Here is a 21,432-nt window from a genome sequence, read left to right on the forward strand (position 1 = left end):
ATGCAATAACACCAGTTTGAGCTCTGTGCGCTGGCAGACATACAAATCGATCTAGGGCGAGATCACTTGTTAGACTCTTGATTAAGCGTCAGGGCTGAAGCCCCACGACTTTGATTCACCTCGGCCATTAGGCCGCAAAGCCAAAATCTACACAATAACCCAAAGATAACCCACTAATTGCTAGCACAAAGATTTTGCTGAATCTTCCAACGGCGCTGCATCACAGGAATTGAAAAACCATAACAAAACACCACGATTAGAGGCTGAATTTGAAAGCTCAGCTCGGGCCAAAGCATGAAAGCTGCCACACAGGCTAAAGTACGCACTATCGCATGCACTATGGCCACCTTTTGCGCAGCTAAAACACCGTGGACTAACCACATTAAACCTGTTTGCACCGCAAGGGCGAAAGGCAAGGCCAGATAATTTTCCATAAAAAAGGGAATACTGATGCTAAAGGTTAAAAAACTCATCCCCATCGCAGCGAGAAACACAGTCTCAAACCAATTACGCTCAGCGCTTTTCTTAAACGAGATATTCTCGCCTGTCAGCCGCGAAATACCCATGGCAAGGTAGATAATAGAACCAGTACCGATAAAGACCGCCATCACCAACTGCGAAGGAGGTAATACAAAGCTCAATAAAAACAGTAAGCTCCACACAATCATGCCGGATAAAGGCATAGCTAAAGCACGTTGTTGACGGTATTCGATTAATTGTTGGTCCAGTGATTTATGTTGCATGATTAAGCCCCCTTGTTTAGATGACTTAAGTATCTGCGTAAAATGTCCATCACGGCAGTGTGAGTTGTCAGCAATCTAGGATGACAAATGTCATCGATGATAAACTTATTAGGGAAAATGAGCGGGAAAGATGGCACAGACATAACTCTTTCAGTAGTTACAGCCCACACAGTGGCCACAGAAGTTCACCTCCCCTGCGAAGTTGCTGAAGGGCGTTGAAAAAATAGCGTGAGCGAGGCATGGATGCCGAGCTAGCTTTCGGGGTACAGGATGTACCATCGGAAGCGTTAGCGATTTTCGAATAAGCACGAAGCCACTAATCAATGCATGTAACTTCGCTAGGGGCGTCATGGAGCATCCAAGGAGGATAGGACGAGCAGTCCTCCTTGGTCGGGTGTGGGGTGAAGCCCCACGACTTTGATCCACCTCGGCCGCAAGGCCGCATAAAGAGTTTCATACCATTATCGAATTGAAAAACTATCCGCCGATAGCGCGGCTTTAACCCAGTATGTTATTGTTTTAGCATCATAGATTCGATTTTTACGCTTTAACCACTAAGGGTTTACTCCATATGGAACAAATATTTGAAAAATTAATGTATGCATCGCGCTGGATTATGGCGCCAATTTATTTGGGACTCAGCTTTGTTTTATTGGGCTTAGGCATTAAATTCTTCCAAGAGATCTTCCATATTCTGCCGATCATTTTTGAGATGACTGAAGTGGATTTAGTGCTGGTGACCCTGTCCTTGATTGATATCACCCTCGTGGGCGGCCTGATTGTGATGGTGATGTTTTCTGGCTATGAGAATTTCGTCTCGCAGCTGGATGTAGGCGAAGACAGTGAGAAGCTAAGTTGGCTGGGTAAATTAGATTCTGGCTCACTGAAAAACAAAGTGGCGGCGTCGATTGTGGCGATTTCGTCTATTCACCTACTGAAAATCTTTATGGATGTGAAGAATATCGATAACGACAAAATCATGTGGTATCTGTTAATACACATCACCTTTGTATTATCAGCCTTTGCCATGGGCTATCTGGATAAAATTACTCGCACTAAGTAATGGGCTAACATAGTTGATGCGAACCTAGCAACGCATCAATACCAGCATAGAGAATATTAAAAAAAAGCCACTGTTTTCAGTGGCTTTTGTTTTTATAGAATACGAATTAGTGGCACATTAACTCTTCGCCGACTCAAGCTGATGCACTTTCTCGGTTTGATCCACTATGGTCAACACCGCAGTATCACCAACCACGTTACAGGATGTCAGCACCATATCAATAATCCGATCTAAGGCCGCCACTATGGCAAAGGCTTCTATCGGTAAACCCATTTGATGGATTAACACACCTATCATCACCATGCCGCCACCGGGAACACCGCCCGCACCGACAGATAATAGGAAGACACTAAATAACAGCGAAGGCAATTGCTCAGTGGTAATGGGCATGCCAAAGGCGTTGGCGACAAAGAAAATCGCAATAGTGATATAAATCGCCACACCGCCCATGTTCATGGTCGCCCCCAGCGGTACGCCAAAACCAGCAACAGCACGGTTCACGCCTAACTTGTCCGTTAAAGTACGCATGGTCACGGGAATAGTCGCATTTGAGCTTGCGGTCGAGAGTGAAAACAGCACTTGCTCTTGGGTCTTCTCGCGGAAGGTTTTGGCTGAAATTGGGGTAAATATCCCCACTGCCATAGGATAAACCACAAAAATCCACAGTAGCAGCAGCGCGAGGATCAGCACCATATACTCAACCACACTCATAAACACACCTGCATCTAAGGTCGCGCCGAGTTTAAACATCAAGGCAAATACACCATAGGGCGCAAGACTCATCACCACAGAAATCAGTTTCATCATGATTTTATTGGCGGTTTGAAAACCTTGGACAGCACCCGCAACATGCTCCCCAAGGGACTTAATCACACCGCCCAGCAACAAGGCCATAAAGATCACTTGTAGCATATTACCTGACATAAAAGCCGTCACAGGATTACGTGGGACTATGTCGATCACCAGCGCCATCAGGCTTGGCAGCTCAGTTGCCGTAATCGCTACGCCATCAGTGCTGCTCATATCTACACCTTTACCGGGTTCGAGTAGCAGTGCCACTAATAATGCGGTCGCGATTGCGACAAAGGTATTGATGATATAAAAACCGAAGGTCTTACCGCCCAAGCGGCCGAAACTTTTGAGATCTTGCAGCTCACAGACACCACAAACGATGCTCACAAACACGAGTGGCACCACCAGCATCATGATCATATTAACGAACATAGTACCAACGCCACCGGCAAGCTCGACTAAATTACCCGAGAAAAAACCGATATCGTTTAAGAAGTATTGCACTATTGTGCCGAAAATAAGGCCGGCAAACAGACCAATAAAGATCCGCGTCGAAAGTGATTTCATCATGCTTGTGATTTCCCCAGAAAGGTCATTTATTTGTTATTCATCTTCCATGATGAGCACAATTGCCAATCCATTTTTGGCTCAGGCGGGGATAGTGAAACATGCTAGCCGTTAATTCAATGAATAAATTTCATTTTTTCATCTTGAATTAAGTTAACACCATCACAGAAAAACAGTAATAAACTGATTTTAAATCATAAAAAATTCATCAGCACAATATTTAAGCACTAACAAAATATATTTAAACCAGTATAAACAAACAAAATAAACACAAAATAAAATCAAATTAAACACATAAGAAACAATAGCCAGATAAATCTCAGACTTAATAACTGAATTTAAATTTATAACAGGATTTAAAACCAGTTAATTACAGTAAAGCAGAGAGATGAAATGGATGACAGCTAAATATATGGCACTAACACTAGTTCAAGTCCGCGAGCCAGCAGGTGTTGCTGTTTGATACTAATCTGGTGTTGATTTAACCAAACGGCTAATTTTTGCCAATGCTTTAACTCGGCATTTTGCAAATACTTAGCCTGTTTCGCTTGCTTGTCGAAATCATCAGTAGAATTAATTTGTACTATTGCCAATAACTCAGCAGGTGCTGTCAGCGCAAGTTGTGGCACAAGCCAATGAGTCACGCCCGTTAAGGTATGGGCGATTTGTAACCCTGCGGGATCTAAGTCGGTAAAGGCAATGATCGGCAATTTATCTGCCATCGCTTGCAAAAAATGCCGCACGCCAATCGGGGAATGATGACCGCTACCACGGTAGATAACCATCACATGGGTTAAATTCTCAGGTAAACGCGCTTGATGGATAACATCAAATACATCTAAGTTTTCAACCACTAGGATGGCTGCGACATTGAGTTCATGGCAATACTTTTGTGCTTCATCCAATGGAATACGCAGTGATGTGCGAGTTGAAATCCCAGTTGGTGAAGATCCGAAACCTAGATACTTCATCAAAACGTATTCGGCTTCAGGGCGTATCTTAGCGAGCTTTTCATCGTGACTTTTGGCGGACATCGCCATGCGATCGACATTGAAATCAAGCTGCCTTAAATCAAGCCCCATTAACGCCAACACGCTTTGCCTTAGCAGTTCAAAATCTTTGGGCGCAAAACACAGATACTTTTCGGATCCGTCTAACTCACCCACTTCTAACTCGCGATGAATCGCACGCCAGTTAGCCGTGAGCTTAACCTTGGGAGAACGCTTAATAAAAGCGTTCTCCAACAGTTGTAATTGTTGCTGGCCTAGGCGAGCCATAATTCCACATCGCGAATAATAAAGTTACCGCTATAGATGGGATGCGGTTCACCCAATGGCTCAAGCTCAAAATACGCTTTGTGTTCATCGGGCAGACCTTCGTAGCCACCAATCACTTGATAAATCCAGCTTTCAGCGTCCCAAGGCAAAGCTTTATCCGCCAGATATTCCAGCGCCGATTGGCGCAGGCCAGACTCAATCACATCGACAAAATACTCATCCACCGCTTGTTTGAGTGGATTATCCGGTACATCAAAGTCTTCGCTTTGGGTGATAGAAACGGATGCATCTCGCTCACGCACCGCCGCAATCACAGGATGTCGGCTGATGGCCTTGATATGCGCGACTATCCCCATCAACTCCAATTCTTGGCTGGCGTTGTGCACATCTACCGATGCAGGGGCGAGCAAGATTTCAGCGCGATTGAATAGACTCGGGATTTCCTTGTGGGACACATGGTCCGCAGGCCGATAATCCGGATGCAAATCAGTGTAGAGCAACCAGCCCTTGAGCAAACGGGTACGCCCACGGATTTGTCTGAAGCGTCCTAAGAGTTCGAGTAAACGCCCCTGCACTACGCTCAGTTCCTGGGCGCAGTCGCTCATGGTTTCCTGCAAAGTCGTCACTAAGAGCTTGCGCAGTTCACGGATATCGCCAGCGATTTCGCCTAGCTCACTAAACTGGAACATCTCTAAGCCATTAAGTAATTCAGACACTTGGCTTTGGGCTAATTCGTTTTCGCGGATCTTAGCGTTGATCGTACCAACATAACCGAACTCGTTGTTGATCCGACCCCAGAGCACACGGATCGAATAACGCAGACTGTCGGCGAAACTATAAACATGTTCGCTTAAATCTGATAAATAGGCCTCGGCGGCGCTGTAATCTGAGCTATGACGCGCCTCTTTATAATGGTCGGCCAAGGTTTTAATGGTCGCTAAGGCCGAACCGACATTAGAGTCGATTTGGCGATTGCGCTCATCACTTAAACCTTCTTCGAGTAAGGCACGCACAGAACGCTTAAGCCGCAGTTCCTGATCTGGCTCTGGCCGCCATAAAATCCCTGCCTGTTTAAGCTTTTCAACCACGCTTGGATCGTGCGCATCCTCGTTAAGAGAGCCCGCCAAATAGGTGTCCATAATGATGTCAGCATGGCGACCTAACTGCTTGAGCAGCTTAACCCCCGCCTGATGTAAGTTACTGCTCATCACGGCCTCCTTGGTCGCAGCTTTTACCTAGGTTTAATCGTGCCAACATTAGATTAAGTCCCGCTGGGTCGCCGTTTCCGCCTGCGCTTCTAGGCTTAAACCTTCAGTTTCGTCGATAAACCGAATGACTTCATACAAATAATCCAGCTTGCCCGTGGCGATATAGATTTGCTTCTCCGCATTGGGGCGCACTAAATAGCCGAGTTCGACTAAGCGTTTGAAGACTAATTTGATTTGCGCATCGCTGTTGGTACTAGTCGAGCCAAATAGACGATATTGGCTGAGTTTGGCTAACTGCTCACGGAACGCAGGCGTGTCTTCGATACGGCTTTGCAGCTCGGTCAAACGCACGGGCGCACCTTCGCTCAGCGGCGCATCTTGGCCACTGGCCTCCTGCACTAATACCAACCATTCCACCAACGGGATCAATGCCTGACAGATATCTTTAAACTGCGATGAAATCACTTTACGTTCGCTATCGCCGAGCTGCAAATAACCGCAGAAGAACACATCACCTTCGGCGGCAGACGCCACGGTACGGTTGATCTGGTTTAAGTAGGCTTCAACCCGCTCGCGGGTGCTGCTATTTTTAAGGGCGCGCCAGCCTTCTTCATTGGTGGTGCGACAAATAAACTCGCCCTTGAGTAACAGCTCAATCAAAGCGCCAGTGCCAACTAATACGGTTTGGGTTGCATCACTCATTAGATGGCCTCCTTCGACAAACGCTTATTCAACATGTCTGCAATTGGGTTGACCTTAGGTTTTACCACCTGCAACTTCTTAGTTTGTTTGTTGATAATGTAACGGTTGGCGAACAAGTTCAGCACCTCAGACTCAGGGTTCGGGAAGGCGCCCAGCACACAAATATTGTTATTTTCGCAGGCATCGAAAATCTTCTTCACGTTGGTATGGTGCAAAGTGCCCAACTCATCAATTGGCCAGTGAATGGTCACATCGGCGCGGCCACGCAGCAAGCGCGTGAATGCCAACAAGAACTTACACAAAATCAGATACGCCATACCATGGCTTGAGGATTCGTTAAGCTGTCTATCGGTGCGGATGATTAAGTCGCTGTTACCTTCTTTAAGGCGCAGCTCGATTTCCAGCAACTTGGAGATGCCCCCCGTTAACGCGGCACGGCCGATAATGTCTAAGGCGCGGCGCATGCTGTTGGTGTAATCCTCATCGGGCAAGCCATTAAAGCCATCGGCTTTCCAATGTTTAAAGGCTTTGACGAACTGTTCAAGCTCAGGCCAGAACTCTAACTCACTGATGCGCGAACGAATACGTACAGCCGATTCAGACACGCCATCGAGGAATAACTCTTCGCCCACTTCGCGGGTAATACGCGCACTTTGGGAGGCAATGCGGCGGTCGATATCGGCTAACACATCGTAGAAAGCGGTTAAGTCGACGCCGAAAATCCGCCCCTGCTCACGCAGCGCAGTAATCGATTGCGGCACGATCACGTTCAGCAATTGCTCAAGCTGTGGCACTAACTTACGGTAATCCAGCAGACGAATGCCTTTGTCGTTGATAAAGCTCGATTCTTCGCGGGCACGCTCCCAGGTTTCCGCAAGGCCAGAACCTGACTTGCTGGCGATCACTGAGTCGAAATGCTCTACATATTGCTTCACCGAACCCATCAGGTAATCGCGTTTTAGCAGCAAATCCTCACCTTGCCGCAGACGCTCGCCTAGGCTGCCTTGGGCTTCTTCGTTATTGGTCGGTAACTTAAGCTCGGCGAGTTTACGCATTACGGCACGTAACTTAGTTAAGTTTTCAGAAGCTTCAACCTGCGCCGCATCGGACGCTTTACGCTCGGTTTCGAGTTGTTGACGGCGAGCCTTAACATCCTGAGTTTTCGCCTTAAGCTGTTGATCGATTTCCGATACCGCGCGCTTCACATCGCTAAGCTGAGTTTGCAGTTTAGGTTTGCGCGCAAGCCAAGTGTGCTGATACCAATCGTCGAAGCGCAGTACGTCGCTGCGACGCTGTTCGGCGCGGCTAATTTTAGTTTCTAACTCGCGAATTTGTTGCTTGAGTTTGAGGATATTATCCTCATCCACACCGCGGGATTTAAGCTCGTTTTTGTACCAAGTCTCGCAGGCTTTCTGCTCAATTTTGGCACTTTCGCGGCGCCCTTCAATGGTCGCTTTAATTTGGCCGAGTTGATTGTCGAGCGCGCCGATAACTTCCTGCCAATAGGCATTCTTTTCCATGCGCGCTTCAAGCGCTTGCTCTTTTTGATCTTCGAGCCAGAGTTCGTGCTGATGTTTAAGTTGTTTTAGCTCACCATCGAGTTGAGTCAGTCTTTGTCCCGCATGGGCTTTGCGCTCGCTCAATGCTTTGTTGATTTTCTCTTGCTCGCTGCGCTTTTCATCAAATAGGCGACGCAGATCGTCACGGCTATTTTTGTACGCCGTGCGGGCAAAAGTCAGTTCACGGCTGAGATTATCCAACTCGCCATTAATGGCCACCAGCTGAGATTCGGCCTCGGCCTGCATTTCTTGGGCACTAGTGTGGGCTTCTTCGGCTTTGCTTAACCGAATACGCAGCTCTTGTTCGGAGGCGGCATATTCAGGCACATCGATCGCTTTAAGATCTAAATGCACGCCAAAGAAAGCTTCGCTCGATTCAGTCACTAAGCTTGGATGTAAATCAGTGCGATGCAGTAGTTCAGGCGCGATCACTTTCCCTAAACTTTGCTCCCAGCCTTGGGATTCTTTACGCAGAAACTCCAATAGGGTGTGTGATTGCGGGAACAGCATGTGGTGCAGTTCATCCAGCGCAGTTTGACGCTCATTCACCCTTAAGGTGGCGATACGCAAGGCTTCGTTGGCTTGGTCACGTTTGGCTCTGAGCTTGCGCTCATCACTGCTTAAGCGTTCAACCTTGGCATTGCAGCTTTCTTGTTCTTCGTCGGCGCGGTGAATACGCTCGTCGAAAATCGCTAGGCTTAGCTTTTCTTCTTCGGTGTAAGTCACGCCATCGACACGCAATTTAAGCTCGGCGGCAGTGAGTTTGAATTGGTATTCCTGCTCGCTAAAGCTAGCCTTGCCCGCATCCATTTGGTTGCGCCATTGCAGCTCTAGGGCGTCAATATCGGTGCGCGCCACTTCACGTTGTTTATCGCGGGCTTCACGCTGCTTGTCTTGGTCGGCATGCAGGCCTTCAAGCTCGCGGTTTAACTGCTCGCCAATCTTACTGCGACGAGCATTGTAGGCCGCCTCAATGTCTTGGTGCTTCTCGGTTTGCAGCTTATGGCGTTCACTTAGGTTTTCAACATCGGTGCGCCAGTTCGGCAGCATCTCAAGATCGGCCTTGGCTTGCTCTATGTTCGCATCTAAAAAGGCAGCATGCTGATCTTCAATGGCATCGAGCTCATACTCGCACTTTGCCACATCGCCCTTAGCTGCCGATAAATCGAGATTGAGCTCATCGCGCTGCTCTTTCCATTCATCATCGAGCAATCTTAGCTTTAAATTCAGTTCTTTAGATAAGGTTTGCTGAATATCTTGACGATCGGCTTCTAAGGTTTCATCGTTGCGATAACCACGGGATAAACTCGATAAACGCAGTTCGGCGCTAAGTAGTTGGTTAAATTCTTGTTCGAGTTTTTCAAACTCAGGACGAATAACTTCAAAGCCTTGGATAAGTTGGCTCTCACGGATCCACGCCTCAACGCGCTGCGGGTTTAAGCGTGAGCTGGGCGGATTAACCCCGTCCTCCTCTAAAATGGCGGCGATCATGGATTTGACCGTCTCCATCTTGCCTTCTTTGGAGTGCACCGCTTTAGCGAGTTTTTCGATGTGCCGTAGGGAATGCTCGCCCTCACACAGGGCAAATTGGCGTGCATAACCGCGTAGTTCGCTGCGGTTACTGCCCGTGCTTAATAGGGTGCGATCGTTTTGGATAATGGCGCGATATTCACGGGTATTAAGCAAATTAGTGGTGGCGATGCCGGCACGTTTTAAATCACGGCCTAATTCCGCCATGGTGTGGCACAGAATAGTGTCGCCATTTTGCGATTTAATATAATCGCTTAGCTCAAAACCTTTGGCGATAAAGCGATAGTTAACGCCCTTACCATCGCCCGCCGAGGCCAACACGGCTTGATACAGTAAGCCATCGGCCTTTTGATATTCGTAAATGATGTAGCTTGAATCGTGTGGCAAATACCAACGCTCGAAACTGTCGCGGGTCGAAGGCACCACGCGGCTTGGGTATTCACCATAAAAAACAGGGACTAGACGTTGTAATGTCGTTTTACCCGAGGCGTTAGTACCACAAATGTTGGTATGACCATTGAGGGCGAGTTCCACCACGCCCGGAAGGTGCGTATCAATCAGCACAATACGAATCAAGCTTGCCATTTCATTCCTTATGCAAACAGGAGAGTCTTATCTAAGCTGCAGAAGCTTCTACACAATAAGAGAAAACAATCCAAGAGGGCCACTGACGTTAAAATCGTCACTGTAAATAAACACTTTAAAAAAGTGACTAAAAGTGATGTTAAAAATCGTGGCCTAAAAATAGTGCCCCTAAAATAAGGCAATCACAGTGTATTGGCAATTAAGCGGCGATGCACTAATGCCTTGGCTCACATCTCAGCCCATTGCTCAACAAAAACATAACCCTATAGCTAGGCTCAAATCAAACGGCCAATGATACGACAACTTAGCCAAAATAGGCGGCTAACAAAGCGGCAATTAGCGCGATAAAAGGTAAATTCCAGCGGATTTATTCGAGACGCAGGCGTTCGGCAATCCGACTGTAGATCAGCATCATTTCCGCCAGCGATCCCACTTGCATGCCTTTCATCAAATTGGCACGGTGGATCTCGACCGTGCGCATGGCAATACAGAGACTATCGGCGATCTCTTGGTTCTTCAGTCCTTGGGCAATCAGGTTGAGTATTTCCCGCTCCCTTGGCGTGAGCGCTTGATAAGTCTCAAGATACTGATTGTCTTGATGATGCGCCTTGGTATGTTCCAGCGCTTTGACGACCGCCTCGGCTAACTTAGCGCCATCGGCGGGCTTTTGGAAAAAATCCACCGCACCTAATTTAAGCGCATCTACCGCCATTGGCACATCGCCATGACCCGTGAGATAAATCACCGCTAGCGGACTATTTTTTGCCACTAATTCAAGATGCAACTGCTGACCACTCAAACCCGGCATACGCACATCGACCAGCGCACAACCCGGTAGTGTTAAGTCTACGGCGGTAAAAAAGGCTTCGGCGCTATCAAAGTCGGTGATCTTAAGGCCATAACTTTCAAGCATAAAACGCAAAGAACGACGCACTGAGTCATCGTCATCGATTAAATACACAGGTAAGGCAAGACTCATTATTGTGCTCCATTGGGTTCAGGTTTACGCGGTATAGCCACCTGCGCTTGGCAACCGCCACCCATAGCGCTTTCTAGGCTAAACGTACCACCATGGCTCTCGGCAATATCACGGCAAATCACTAAGCCTAAACCTAACCCCTCTGATTTAGTGGAATAAAATGCTTGCATCAGCAGACTGGTCTCTTCGGTTAACCCTGTGCCATTATCTGTGACTGTCAGCAAGAGCGTGCATTCTTGATAGCGGAGATCGATATCGATCGTGGGTGTGTATGGCTTTTGCGTGATGCTCTGTTCGGTGCCACTGGATTCAAGCTCTAACCGCTGAACGCAGGCGTCAAAGGCGTTTTTCAGCAAGTTAAGCAACAACTGCTGCATGCCAACTTCATCGAGGGACTGTAAATAGGGTTCACCATTTACATTGACGGCAAGGTTTATCTGATGTTGTTCAAACTCATAGGCAAGCAGTGGCACAGTATCATTGACCAACTCATGCAGATACAAAGGTTGTTTCGACACAGGTCGCTTCTTCAATAAATTACGTAAGCGACTGATAATATTGTCGGCGCGCGTGACTTCCTGCTGGATCAGCGCCAATACAGATTGTAACTCCTCAGGGCTCGTCCCCCGCTGTAATCGCACTTCGGCGCCATGACAATAATGGCCAATCGCCGCTAAAGGTTGATTGAGTTCATGGGAGAGACTCGCGCCAAGCTCGCCCGCGATAGCAATACGCTGGGCATGTTCCAGTAACGCGCGGTTTTCATTGAGCTGGCGCTGAGTGTTAATCAACTCACGGCCGCGGCGACTAAAGCGGTATTCAAGCCAAAAATGATACACATTGAGTAAAACCAAAATCCCTAAAACAAGCCAAGCCCATTGTTGATGTAACTTGATCCACTGCCACGCCCTTTGCCACCATGGTGTCTGCAAAGGATGCATATCGAGATCTTTAAGCAGTTGATCGATCGCAAGCTGACTCACGGCCGTGGTCCAGCCCGCCGAATCAGCAGACTTAGCGGCGAGATGATCTTCGGGCAGCGCCAGCAAAGCTTGAGTCACACTTTTAGCCAAAGACTGGGAGGCGCGATTGGTCTTTGCCATAGACCAGTTGGGATAAAGGTGAGTCGAGACTTGGCAATTAAATCCCACCGGCGCTTGATTCTCGAGCACTCGATAATGGGCGATATTAATAAGACCTTCCGTTTGCATCTGCTCAAGCTGACACACAGGCACGACCGCAGCATCTAACTGTTGATGTCGCTCTGTGGAAGTTTTTTTGTTATCTAACTGATACAACAAATTATCTAGCGGGAACCCCAGCGGAATAATCTCACCCACAAAACGAGGTAAATCTATACCCTTTAGCTGCGCTTCGTACACTAAGGTCAAGTAACCACCAAAGGCATTTTTCGATACGATCCCGAGTCGACGTCCCTTAAGATCACTTAAGGTGTGATAGGGTGAATCGGCGCGCACCACCAGCGCCGAGCCCACTTGCATTGCCGCGCCATTATTTAACGGACTGCGCAGGGTCGCCAACCAAGTGAGGGAATATTGCCGCGCCAGCAACACGGATTGCCCTGGGTTGGTGATCACAAAATCGAGCCCTTGGGTTTCAACGCCCTTAGCTAGCTCATCGAGGGTAAGAGGGTGTAACCTAAAGTAACTGTTGGGAATTTGGGTTTCGAGCCACCCCATCAAAGGTTGCCAGCGGTTGATGGTTGCCTTATAACCGCGGATGGCTAACACGCCAACATCGACTACTTGATAACTGGGCTCTTCGATAGCAACTTGAGCAACAACCTCAGGGCCAGTTAATCCCGAATGCACACTTTGATTCAGTGGCTCCGCAGCAAACACCTCAGCCGAAGCCAGCAAGCATAGGAATAACACTGCGTTCCTTGGCTTTTTTCTCGGTATTGCCACGGAATGTGGAGTGCTCAGAATCGATAACGGCCACTTGACCGATACAGCGAAGCGAAACACAGTTTTCATCATCCTCAATAACATGAAGTGCAATCCTTTATCCCCAGTCACTCACACTAAAATCAAGTCCAACTCAAGCTAAGAAAAGGCCAAACTCAAGTAACAAAAAATAAAACCCTAGCATTTTGAAGGCTATTCTAACGGATATTTGTTGCGCTAGATCAAGTCCACACCCGATATGTGGAAAACCACTATAGTTATGCCGCCTCCCCTTTTACAGAATGCCTGTAAACCTCGCCATAAACCTTAACTCTAGGTCTATGAGCCAGTTTATTCGCCATCTGCAAGTAGTGAAGGAAATCTGTATGGACAAGAGTAAACGTCAGTTTCTCGGCAAAATGGCCAGCGTCAGTGTTGGCGCCGCACTCATCCCTGTCGTGCAAGTGTATGCACAGGATGATAAGCGCAGCCCTCAAATCCACAGTGCCAGCGAAGGGCAAGTGGGTAAACGTTACGGTATGGTAATTGACTTGCGCCGCTGCGTGGGCTGCCAAGCCTGTACCGTCGCTTGCACTATCGAGAATCAACCGCCCATCGGGCAATTTCGCACCACAGTGCAGCAGTATGAAGTCTCGCAGCAGGAAAATACCACTCCGCCTGCGTTTTTAATGCTGCCAAGACTTTGTAATCACTGCGAAAACCCGCCCTGCATCCCCGTTTGTCCTACGGGCGCTACCTTCCAGCGCAAAGACGGCATAGTGGTCGTCAACAATGAATGGTGTGTTGGTTGTGGCTATTGCGTGCAAGCCTGCCCCTATGATGCGCGCTTTATCAACCACGACACCAATACCGCCGACAAATGTACCTTCTGCGCCCACAGGTTAGATGCAGGATTACTGCCTGCCTGTGTCGAAACCTGCGTAGGAGAAGCCCGTGTGATTGGCGATCTGAATAATCCCAACAGCCAGATAAGCCAACTGCTTGCCGCCAACAAAACCGACATCAAGGTGCTCAAACCGACGGCCAACACTGCGCCACGGGTGTTCTACATCGGCATGAGCAGCGCTTTTGAGGACAAGATTAGCGGCCAAGCCCCCGTTAGAACCTTACTTACCGATACTGGCGAGGAGATCCACCATGGTCATTAAAGAAATCTTTACCCCAGATATCGCCATTACTTGGCTACCTTGGGCAGTACAATACTTTTTTATGATGGGGCTCGCCTACGCCAGCGTATGGGTAGCGACAATACATTTGTTTAGCCAACCCAAACCCGATGACAGATTGCTGAAGCTCTGCGCCTGTTTAATGTTAACCGCAGGCATAGTCGCCCCTATCGCCTTACTCGCCGATTTACACCAACCGCTGCGGGCTTGGCATTTTTATGCGCAAGTTCGCCCTGATTCTTGGATGTGGTATGGCGCCTTTTTACTGCCCGTATTCTCGGGCACCAGCGCAGTGTTTGCTTGGCTGCTACTGCGTCAATATCTGCCTAAGCGCACCACGAATCAAGACTCAGATTGGGTGAATAAAATAGGCCAATTACTGAGATTCGGTGATTGGAACAGTGACAAATTCATCAAGCCGATCGCCCTGATCACGGCCCTGAGTGCCTGCAGTATCGCCCTCTACACTGGCATGGAAACCATGGCCATTAAGGCGCGGCCACTGTGGCATACCTATTGGCTGCCACCTTTGATGGCAATGAGTGCCCTGCTCGCCGCCTGCGGCACTTTGGTGGTACTGAATCGACTATTAAAGGGCTACCAACAGCGCACCCAAGACAGCCTATTACTCTGGGTAAGAGCGAGTTTTGGTCTATTCGCCCTATGCCTTATCGGCTGGGCGTTATTCGATAAGGGCTCGGCCCCCGAAGCCGCATTATTGCTTGAAACCAGCCCAAGCTGGCAACTTGCTGCAATTTGGGTACTGGTCACACTCGCCGTGCTGGCACTGATGCTCGCCATTCGTCACTTACCCAATGTGGCAATGCTAGTCGTCAGCCTCACGGCCATTCACCTTGCGTGGGGGTTTCGCTGGATAGTGCTAATTCAAGCGCAAACCGATCCTAAATACGGCGCGGGGACTTATCTCTATCAACTGCCTTGGGGACCCGAAGGGCTATTAGGCATAGCTGGGACCTTCGGCCTTTGGTTAGCATTAATGGCGCTGGTCTCCGAACTTATTCGCCACACGCCTGCGGCAAAACTTGCTCGCTGAGCACCCAATTAGTTTACAGAATTAAGGAGTCCATCATGGATAAGAGTAAACGTCGTTTTATCAAAGGGGCCGCTGTAACGGGTGGTGTGGGATTATTTGCCGCGGGTTATAGCCATACATTAGCGCAAATAGGTAAAGGTGTCGTCAATGGTACCTCAGGAAAACCAACCCAAGATCCGCTGCATGGCAATTCCTTAGCACCTGAATACAAAGTCGATTTACAGTCAGGCCAGTTAATCAGCAATGACGATCAACGCATCGCCAATACTATGTGCTTAGGTTGCTGGACCAAATGCGGCGTGCGCGCTCGTATCGATCAAAAAACCGATAAAATCATCCGTATCAGCGGTAATCCTTATCATCCGTTGTCATCGCGGGAACATATCGATTTCGATACGCCGATCAAAACCGCCTTTGTTGGGCTTAGCGCCTTTCAAGAACAGGGTCTGCAAGGACGTTCCACCGCCTGCGCCCGCGGTAATGCCATGCTAGAACAATTAGATAGCCCACATCGCGTCACCCAATGCCTTAAACGCGTGGGTAAGCGCGGCAGCGGCCAATGGCAGAGCATTAGCTTTGAGCAATTGCTAAATGAAGTCGTCGAAGGCGGTGATTTATTTGGTGAGGGCCAAGTCGAAGGCTTAAGAGCGATTCGAGATATCGCCACGCCACTCGATACCAATAATCCAGAATACGGCCCTAAGGCCAACCAGTTACTGGTCTCAAACGCCTCCGATGAAGGCCGCGATGCCATTATCAAACGCTTCACCTTCAGCAGCTTTGGCACGCGCAACTTTGCCAACCACGGCGCTTACTGTGGATTTACCTACCGTGCTGGAGCGGGCGCTTTATTGGATGATTTGAAAAAATACGCCCACTTAAAACCCGATTGGGACCATAGTGAATTTTTACTCTTTATCGGCACTTCACCGCAGCAATCGGGCAATCCCTTTAAACGCCAAGCAAGACAATTGGCTAACGCGCGGGTGAATAACAGCAATTTCAGTTATGTGGTGGTGTCACCCATGCTACCCAATACCTCGAATCAACCTTGCGCGGGTAACAATACTTGGCTGCCGATCCGCCCCGCCACCGACTCGGCCCTCGCCATGGGCATGTTGCGCTGGATTATCGATAACCAGCGCTACGCCGCCGATTTTTTGAGTGCGCCCAATGTCGATGCCGCAAAAGCATCAGGTTACCGTGGTTTTAGTAACGCAGGATTCTTGATCGTCAGCGAACCTACCCATCCAAGATATGGTCAATATCTCTTTGCCAGCGATCTTGGCTTACCTTTCGACGGTAAAGCCTACGGCGAGCAAGACTCGCAGTTGGTTGTCGATGCCGCGAGTGGCAAGATAGTTTTGGCTAGCCAAAGTCAGAAAGCTAAGCTCGACGTTGACCAAAGCGTCGACACACCTAAGGGGGCGATTGCGGTTAAATCTAGCTTCCAACTGTTAAGTGAAGCGGCGCAGAGCTTCGAGATGGCACACTATGCCAAGGAGTGCGATATCAGCGAGGCGCAAATTATCGCCCTCGCGGATAAATTTACCAGCCATGGCACTAAGGCCGCGGTGATCTCCCACGGCGGCACAATGAGCGCCAATGGTTTTTATAGCGCGTGGGCAATCATGATGCTCAACGCCATGATAGGTAACATCAATTTAAAAGGTGGCGCATTAGCTTCCGGCGGTTCATTCCCTGCCTTTGGTAAAGGCCCAAGGTATAATCTGCAGGAGTTTGACGGCATGGTCGAGCCTAAGGGCGTATTCCTATCGCGATCTAAATTCCCCTACGAGAAAACCTCAGAGTATCGCCGTAAAGTCGAAGCGGGCGAATCGCCTTATCCTGCAAAGGAGCCTTGGTTTCCGATTTCATCACCCTTGCTTGGCGAACATTTAACCGCGGCGGTGCACGGTTATCCCTATCGACTCAAAGCATGGATTAACCACATGGGCAATCCGATTTATGGTCAAGCGGGCCTAGGTGAAGCCATTGGTGAACAACTGAAAGATCCCAAAGTGCTACCACTGTTTATCAGTATCGACAGCTTTATTAACGAAACCTCGGCGCTATCGGATTATATCGTGCCCGACACATTAACGTATGAGTCTTGGGGTTGGAGCCCTTCGTGGCATGGTACTCTGACGAAAGAAACGACAGGTCGCTGGCCGATTGTCGAACCAAGGGTCACAAAAATTGCCAGTGGTGATGTGGTCTGCATGGAGTCTTTCTTAAGCCAAGTGGCGATGAAACTGCAACTACCCGGCTTTGGCGAAAATGCCGTTAAGGCCGCCGATGGCAGCTTACATCCGTTAACGCGCGCGGCGGATTACTCACTCTATGGCGCCGCCAACGTGGCCTATTTGGGTAAAGCCGTCGCCGATATTAACGCTGAGGATATGTATCTTAGCGGTGTGAGTCGCATTCAAGCCGAACTCAATACCAGACTCAAGCCAGATGAAGTCAAAAAAGTTAGCTACTTATTTGCCCGCGGCGGCCGCTTTGAAAATATGAGCGGTGCACGGGATGAAGTGGGGAATCCAACCAAGGTTTGGCCAAAACCTATGATGCTGTGGAATCCCGAAGTGGGCAGTCGCCGTAACAGTCTCACAGGGGAATTTATGAGTGGCTGCCCACGCTTATATCAACCCGCCTTAGCCAATGGCACACCGCTCGATAAGGCGTTTAATAAATCACAATGGCCTTTGCTGATCAGTAGTTACAAATCCCACACCATGAGCTCTATGAGTATTGGCTCGGATCGTTTGCGCCAAGTGCACCCTAATAATCCAGTGCGACTGAACGAGAAGACCGCCAGTCGCCTTGGGATCAGCACAGGTGACACGGTCAAGATCAGCACGCCCAACGGCAGCGTTATTGCCTTAGTGGAATGTGTTGCCGGAGTGCACCCTGACTGCATCGCTATCGAACACGGTTATGGCCATAAGGAACTCGGCGCGCGGGACGTAGTGATCGACAACCTTAAAATCGCCGCCAATCCGCTGATCCGAGTCGGCATCAATATGAACGACTTGAATCTGTTTGATCCGAGTCGCCACGGCCGCTACCCGCTGGTGGATTGGGCAAGTGGCGCTTCGGCCAGACAAGGCCTGCCAGCTAAGATTGAAAAACTAAGCTAATCGCCGAGCAAAGATGACACTTAAGAAGCTGCCCTTTGGCAGCTTTTTCTTTGGCGTTAATTCAATCTGATTAAGCCGAATTGCCTCATTAATGTTTTCTAGCTATGCCTATTCGTGAATAAACCGAGGAATAGTGATCTTTTTTACTCAATTTAGGTATATAGATCCCGATCACGCGTTTCATAGAAATAAACCACATATTAAAATCACAGCTATATTTATCAGTATATCTAGCTCGAAATATCGAGCTTTCAATAAAGAACTGCAGTTTTTGAGTCAGTTAGACTCATCAGGAGTATCTCAGTGTTCAACTCTTCATTACGTAAAAGCCTAGAAGTGAGCGAAAGTAAACGCCAAGAGGCGGAGTCGATCATCGACTCGATTAAGCACAGTATTGCCACAGTAGAATTTACGCCTGATGGAATAATTCTCGATGCTAATGCGTTGTTTTTAAAAACGGTAGGTTATTCACTTAATGAAGTCGTAGGCCAACATCACAAACTATTTTGCTCAGCGGCTTATGGTAATTCTGCTACCTACCAGCAATTTTGGAGCAATCTAAAAGCAGGTCATCCACAGGAAGGCAATTTTGCACGAGTGAATAAAAATGGCCAAGAGATCTGGCTTAGAGCCACTTACTTCCCCATAAAACAGGCAGGTAAAGTCGTTAAAATAATGAAAACAACCTCTGATATCACCCAAGATAAGCACCAACTTGACGACCAAGCGGCCATTTTTAATGCCTTGAATCGCTCGCAAGCCATTATTGAATTCACTACCGATGGCACGATTTTGAAAGCCAATACTAACTTCTTAAAGACAATGGGCTTTAGCAAAGAGCAGATTATTGGTAAACACCATCGTATTTTCTGTTTTGATGAGTTTTATCGACAAAATCCACACTTTTGGGACGATCTAAAGCAAGGTCGATATAGCAGCGGTCTCTTTGAACGTAAAAATGCTTATGGCGATTCGATTTGGTTAGAAGCGGCATACAATCCTATTATGGATGAGCAAGGTAAAGTGGTTAAAGTGATTAAATTTGCGAGCGATATCAGCAAGCGGATCGAGCAAAGCCACGCTGTACGTGAAGCCGCCAATATTGCACTGACCACGTCACAACGTACCGTCGAGCAAGCAGAACAAGGTGTACATTTACTCAATGCGACCGTAAATACCTCTAATGCTATTGCCGAGCAAACCCATAAAGCGACCTTGGCGATAACTCAACTCAATGAACAATCTCAAAGTATTCAAGCGATAGTCGCGACCATTAGCTCGATTGCCGATCAAACTAATTTACTGGCATTAAATGCCGCAATTGAGGCCGCACGAGCGGGGGAACAAGGCCGAGGTTTTGCCGTTGTCGCCGATGAAGTAAGGCAGCTTGCTTCCAGAACCAGTAAATCAACCAGTGAGATTGCCACCGTCGTCACTAAAAATACACAACTCACCACAAGTGCAACTAGCATGATGAACGAAGTTGAAGGTATTGCACTGGAAGGAAAACAACAGCTAGCGGAGGTAACATTGGTGATGGGAGAAATACGTAGCGGCGCGGAAAACGTCTCAGCAATCGTGTCGCAGCTATCAGTCAATAACAATTAATTGCTAACATTTAATCGCGCTATCAGGGATTGCATGGCGCTTTATCTAAAAGACAAAACGCCAACCTATTGCTTTTACGTCAATCAATAATCAGTTTTACGACCTTCATAAGTGGCGCGCATTTGCTGTACAAGAACCTCATCGTAAGCACGTAATCCACTCATCACTAAGGTTTTGATACCTGTGCCAACTAAAGTGTCGCCACTGTGTAATTCAAAGTGCAATGTCACATCGCCACGTTTACCGTCGATTTTTAAATCTTGACCAACGAGTGATAAGGTCACTTGTACAAAATCGAGGGTGGTTAAGTCAAACGACATACTTTCGTAAATCACTAAAGGCCGTTCTGGGTTGATCATCACTTGATGTTGTTTCATCAAAGGGATCAGAATATCGATAAAGTTATGCCCAGAGAAAGCAACATATTGACGAATAAAGGATTCGGTCTGCGCATCGCAACAACTCACATCGCCATGACGGCTAACATTAAGATAGGTTTTTTCACGACTATCGCGAATCGAAAAACTCTCGCTCACTTGTTCAGGGAATTGTAGTTCGACGCTATCACCCACCATACCCGCAAAGCTAAACTTCATGCTCTGGCTCAAACCATATTGAGTCAATACTAGGGCAAACAGTAAATCTCCCGGTACACAAAAGCGTTTTGCCCCCACATCGTGGATAGGATTAAAGTCCTGCGCAATTTTCTTCGCGAAGTCACTGGCTTGTTGTGCTGAAACGGAAATAGCTTGATTTTGCTTAGAAAAATAAGGCGCTAGAAACATATAAACTCTATTTGTAATAACTCAATACAGGGATGGATAACAAAATTATCACGAGTCTACCTTAAATTAGGTATTTAACTCACCCGATGACTTGACCCACGTAAGGCGTACAAAGTAACACCCTGCCCACATTTGTAAAGCCAAACAAATGACAGGGGTATCAGGATCTGCTGACGTTTCAGGTTTATTCTGCAGATATTAGGCGGAATTGTATGCAAGATAGAGCCTGTATGGCGAGATGACGCGACATATTACAGCCGATAATGCCGCAGAAATGTTAGCTAAATAAGGCCGTTTTCATCACTCGTGACTCATTTAAAATAACTCAACATCATTTTTCATTTGGCGAGCAATACCTTGTCAGAACAAATAACATCTAAAACGTAAGTATTGCCTAGCCACCGATAAGCCAAGAAATAAATCATTAGACCTTTTTAAATTCACGCTTTAACTGAAAACCATCGTCAGTGGCTAACTGCTCTAGCACTTCGATACGCTGACGAAGGATGGCTAACTCGGTCTGAAAAGCTTGGGTTTCTGCCACTTGCTCACGAGTCGACACACCTTGTTTGTTGCGAATTTTCATTATAGCGACCACATATCCGCCAACAATTGCAAATATTGGGATAAGTAAAGCGAGGGCACCAGTGTTCATAGTCATTTCCTTTATCTATTGGCGTTATCGTTATCAAGCTCAACATTTAGATCTGCTTATGACGCTTAATCAATGTCAAAGTCAGAAC

The 21,432-nt window shown here is 47.8% G+C and carries 15 protein-coding genes; 5 read left to right on the top strand and 10 right to left on the bottom strand.

Annotation, left to right across the window (positions count from 1 at the left end; genetic code table 11):
* Positions 1 to 173: 173 nt before the first annotated feature.
* Positions 174 to 743: a DUF7010 family protein gene (locus L5M40_RS04960; protein ID WP_173247500.1), complete on the bottom strand. Its 570-nt coding sequence runs from the start codon at positions 741 to 743 to the stop codon at positions 174 to 176.
* Between the two features lie 571 nt (positions 744 to 1,314).
* Between L5M40_RS04960 and L5M40_RS04965 the strand changes: the two genes are divergently transcribed.
* Positions 1,315 to 1,806 (top strand): TIGR00645 family protein, encoded by a 492-nt coding sequence (locus L5M40_RS04965; protein WP_105250244.1) that lies wholly within the window; start codon positions 1,315 to 1,317, stop codon positions 1,804 to 1,806.
* Between the two features lie 117 nt (positions 1,807 to 1,923).
* On the opposite strand, the gene L5M40_RS04970 is transcribed toward L5M40_RS04965, so the two are convergent.
* The 7 genes from L5M40_RS04970 to L5M40_RS05000 all read right to left on the bottom strand — a co-directional run bounded on the left by L5M40_RS04970 (position 1,924) and on the right by L5M40_RS05000 (position 13,017).
* Positions 1,924 to 3,168, bottom strand: coding sequence for a dicarboxylate/amino acid:cation symporter (locus L5M40_RS04970; RefSeq protein ID WP_263256323.1), 1,245 nt, complete (start codon positions 3,166 to 3,168; stop codon positions 1,924 to 1,926).
* 401 nt (positions 3,169 to 3,569) lie between these two features.
* The gene (locus tag L5M40_RS04975; protein ID WP_263256325.1) at positions 3,570 to 4,442 is read right to left on the bottom strand and encodes a hypothetical protein; all 873 of its coding nucleotides are present in this window, start codon (positions 4,440 to 4,442) and stop codon (positions 3,570 to 3,572) included.
* A complete protein-coding gene (locus tag L5M40_RS04980) occupies positions 4,430 to 5,650 on the bottom strand; it encodes a phosphoenolpyruvate carboxylase (protein ID WP_263256327.1) in 1,221 nt (406 codons plus the stop codon). Before L5M40_RS04980 ends, L5M40_RS04975 begins: the two co-directional genes overlap by 13 nt.
* A gap of 48 nt (positions 5,651 to 5,698) precedes the next feature.
* Positions 5,699 to 6,352, bottom strand: coding sequence for a hypothetical protein (locus tag L5M40_RS04985; protein WP_006080105.1), 654 nt, complete (start codon positions 6,350 to 6,352; stop codon positions 5,699 to 5,701).
* A complete protein-coding gene (locus tag L5M40_RS04990) occupies positions 6,352 to 10,026 on the bottom strand; it encodes an ATP-binding protein (RefSeq protein ID WP_219253255.1) in 3,675 nt (1,224 codons plus the stop codon). The genes L5M40_RS04985 and L5M40_RS04990 overlap by 1 nt, the downstream gene beginning before the upstream one ends.
* Before the next feature lie 367 nt (positions 10,027 to 10,393).
* Positions 10,394 to 11,005 carry a response regulator transcription factor gene (locus L5M40_RS04995; RefSeq protein WP_011790753.1) on the bottom strand — a complete coding sequence of 204 codons (612 nt, stop codon included), beginning with the start codon at positions 11,003 to 11,005 and terminating at the stop codon, positions 10,394 to 10,396.
* Positions 11,005 to 13,017: a sensor histidine kinase gene (locus tag L5M40_RS05000; protein ID WP_263256328.1), complete on the bottom strand. Its 2,013-nt coding sequence runs from the start codon at positions 13,015 to 13,017 to the stop codon at positions 11,005 to 11,007. Before L5M40_RS05000 ends, L5M40_RS04995 begins: the two co-directional genes overlap by 1 nt.
* Positions 13,018 to 13,298: 281 nt before the next feature.
* On the opposite strand from L5M40_RS05000, the gene dsrO reads away from it, so the two are divergent.
* The 4 genes from dsrO to L5M40_RS22575 all read left to right on the top strand — a co-directional run bounded on the left by dsrO (position 13,299) and on the right by L5M40_RS22575 (position 19,904).
* Positions 13,299 to 14,081: a sulfate reduction electron transfer complex DsrMKJOP subunit DsrO gene (dsrO, locus tag L5M40_RS05005; RefSeq protein WP_263256330.1), complete on the top strand. Its 783-nt coding sequence runs from the start codon at positions 13,299 to 13,301 to the stop codon at positions 14,079 to 14,081.
* Positions 14,071 to 15,153 carry an NrfD/PsrC family molybdoenzyme membrane anchor subunit gene (nrfD, locus tag L5M40_RS05010; protein WP_105250252.1) on the top strand — a complete coding sequence of 361 codons (1,083 nt, stop codon included), beginning with the start codon at positions 14,071 to 14,073 and terminating at the stop codon, positions 15,151 to 15,153. The genes dsrO and nrfD overlap by 11 nt, the downstream gene beginning before the upstream one ends.
* A gap of 35 nt (positions 15,154 to 15,188) precedes the next feature.
* Positions 15,189 to 18,296 carry a tetrathionate reductase subunit A gene (locus tag L5M40_RS05015; protein WP_263256332.1) on the top strand — a complete coding sequence of 1,036 codons (3,108 nt, stop codon included), beginning with the start codon at positions 15,189 to 15,191 and terminating at the stop codon, positions 18,294 to 18,296.
* Between the two features lie 303 nt (positions 18,297 to 18,599).
* Positions 18,600 to 19,904 (top strand): PAS domain-containing methyl-accepting chemotaxis protein, encoded by a 1,305-nt coding sequence (locus L5M40_RS22575; protein ID WP_317629666.1) that lies wholly within the window; start codon positions 18,600 to 18,602, stop codon positions 19,902 to 19,904.
* 83 nt (positions 19,905 to 19,987) lie between these two features.
* Here L5M40_RS22575 and L5M40_RS05030 read toward each other — a convergent pair whose 3' ends face one another.
* Together L5M40_RS05030 and L5M40_RS05035 are read right to left on the bottom strand one after the other, a co-directional pair.
* Entirely contained in the window at positions 19,988 to 20,689 is a 702-nt protein-coding gene (locus L5M40_RS05030; RefSeq protein ID WP_131525486.1) for a DUF3581 domain-containing protein, read from the bottom strand.
* A 424-nt stretch (positions 20,690 to 21,113) separates the two neighbouring features.
* Complete coding sequence (locus L5M40_RS05035) at positions 21,114 to 21,344, bottom strand: hypothetical protein (RefSeq protein WP_263256333.1); 231 nt, start codon at positions 21,342 to 21,344, stop codon at positions 21,114 to 21,116.
* Positions 21,345 to 21,432 lie beyond the last annotated feature (88 nt).

Source organism: Shewanella sp. SM68, assembly GCF_025653925.1.
In the GTDB taxonomy this organism is placed as follows: Bacteria; Pseudomonadota; Gammaproteobacteria; order Enterobacterales; family Shewanellaceae; genus Shewanella; species Shewanella oncorhynchi.

Bases quoted from the DNA above. Each gene is read 5' to 3' on its own strand.
- L5M40_RS05000 (WP_263256328.1), bottom strand. From the start codon at position 13,017: ATGTTATTGAGGATGATGAAAACTGTGTTTCGCTTCGCTGTATCGGTC.
- L5M40_RS05035 (WP_263256333.1), bottom strand. From the start codon at position 21,344: ATGAACACTGGTGCCCTCGCTTTACTTATCCCAATATTTGCAATTGTT.
- L5M40_RS04985 (WP_006080105.1), bottom strand. From the start codon at position 6,352: ATGAGTGATGCAACCCAAACCGTATTAGTTGGCACTGGCGCTTTGATT.
- L5M40_RS04995 (WP_011790753.1), bottom strand. From the start codon at position 11,005: ATGAGTCTTGCCTTACCTGTGTATTTAATCGATGACGATGACTCAGTG.
- L5M40_RS04970 (WP_263256323.1), bottom strand. From the start codon at position 3,168: ATGATGAAATCACTTTCGACGCGGATCTTTATTGGTCTGTTTGCCGGC.
- L5M40_RS04965 (WP_105250244.1), top strand. From the start codon at position 1,315: ATGGAACAAATATTTGAAAAATTAATGTATGCATCGCGCTGGATTATG.
- dsrO (WP_263256330.1), top strand. From the start codon at position 13,299: ATGGACAAGAGTAAACGTCAGTTTCTCGGCAAAATGGCCAGCGTCAGT.
- L5M40_RS04975 (WP_263256325.1), bottom strand. From the start codon at position 4,442: ATGGCTCGCCTAGGCCAGCAACAATTACAACTGTTGGAGAACGCTTTT.
- L5M40_RS04980 (WP_263256327.1), bottom strand. From the start codon at position 5,650: ATGAGCAGTAACTTACATCAGGCGGGGGTTAAGCTGCTCAAGCAGTTA.
- nrfD (WP_105250252.1), top strand. From the start codon at position 14,071: ATGGTCATTAAAGAAATCTTTACCCCAGATATCGCCATTACTTGGCTA.
- L5M40_RS05015 (WP_263256332.1), top strand. From the start codon at position 15,189: ATGGATAAGAGTAAACGTCGTTTTATCAAAGGGGCCGCTGTAACGGGT.
- L5M40_RS04960 (WP_173247500.1), bottom strand. From the start codon at position 743: ATGCAACATAAATCACTGGACCAACAATTAATCGAATACCGTCAACAA.
- L5M40_RS05030 (WP_131525486.1), bottom strand. From the start codon at position 20,689: ATGTTTCTAGCGCCTTATTTTTCTAAGCAAAATCAAGCTATTTCCGTT.
- L5M40_RS04990 (WP_219253255.1), bottom strand. From the start codon at position 10,026: ATGGCAAGCTTGATTCGTATTGTGCTGATTGATACGCACCTTCCGGGC.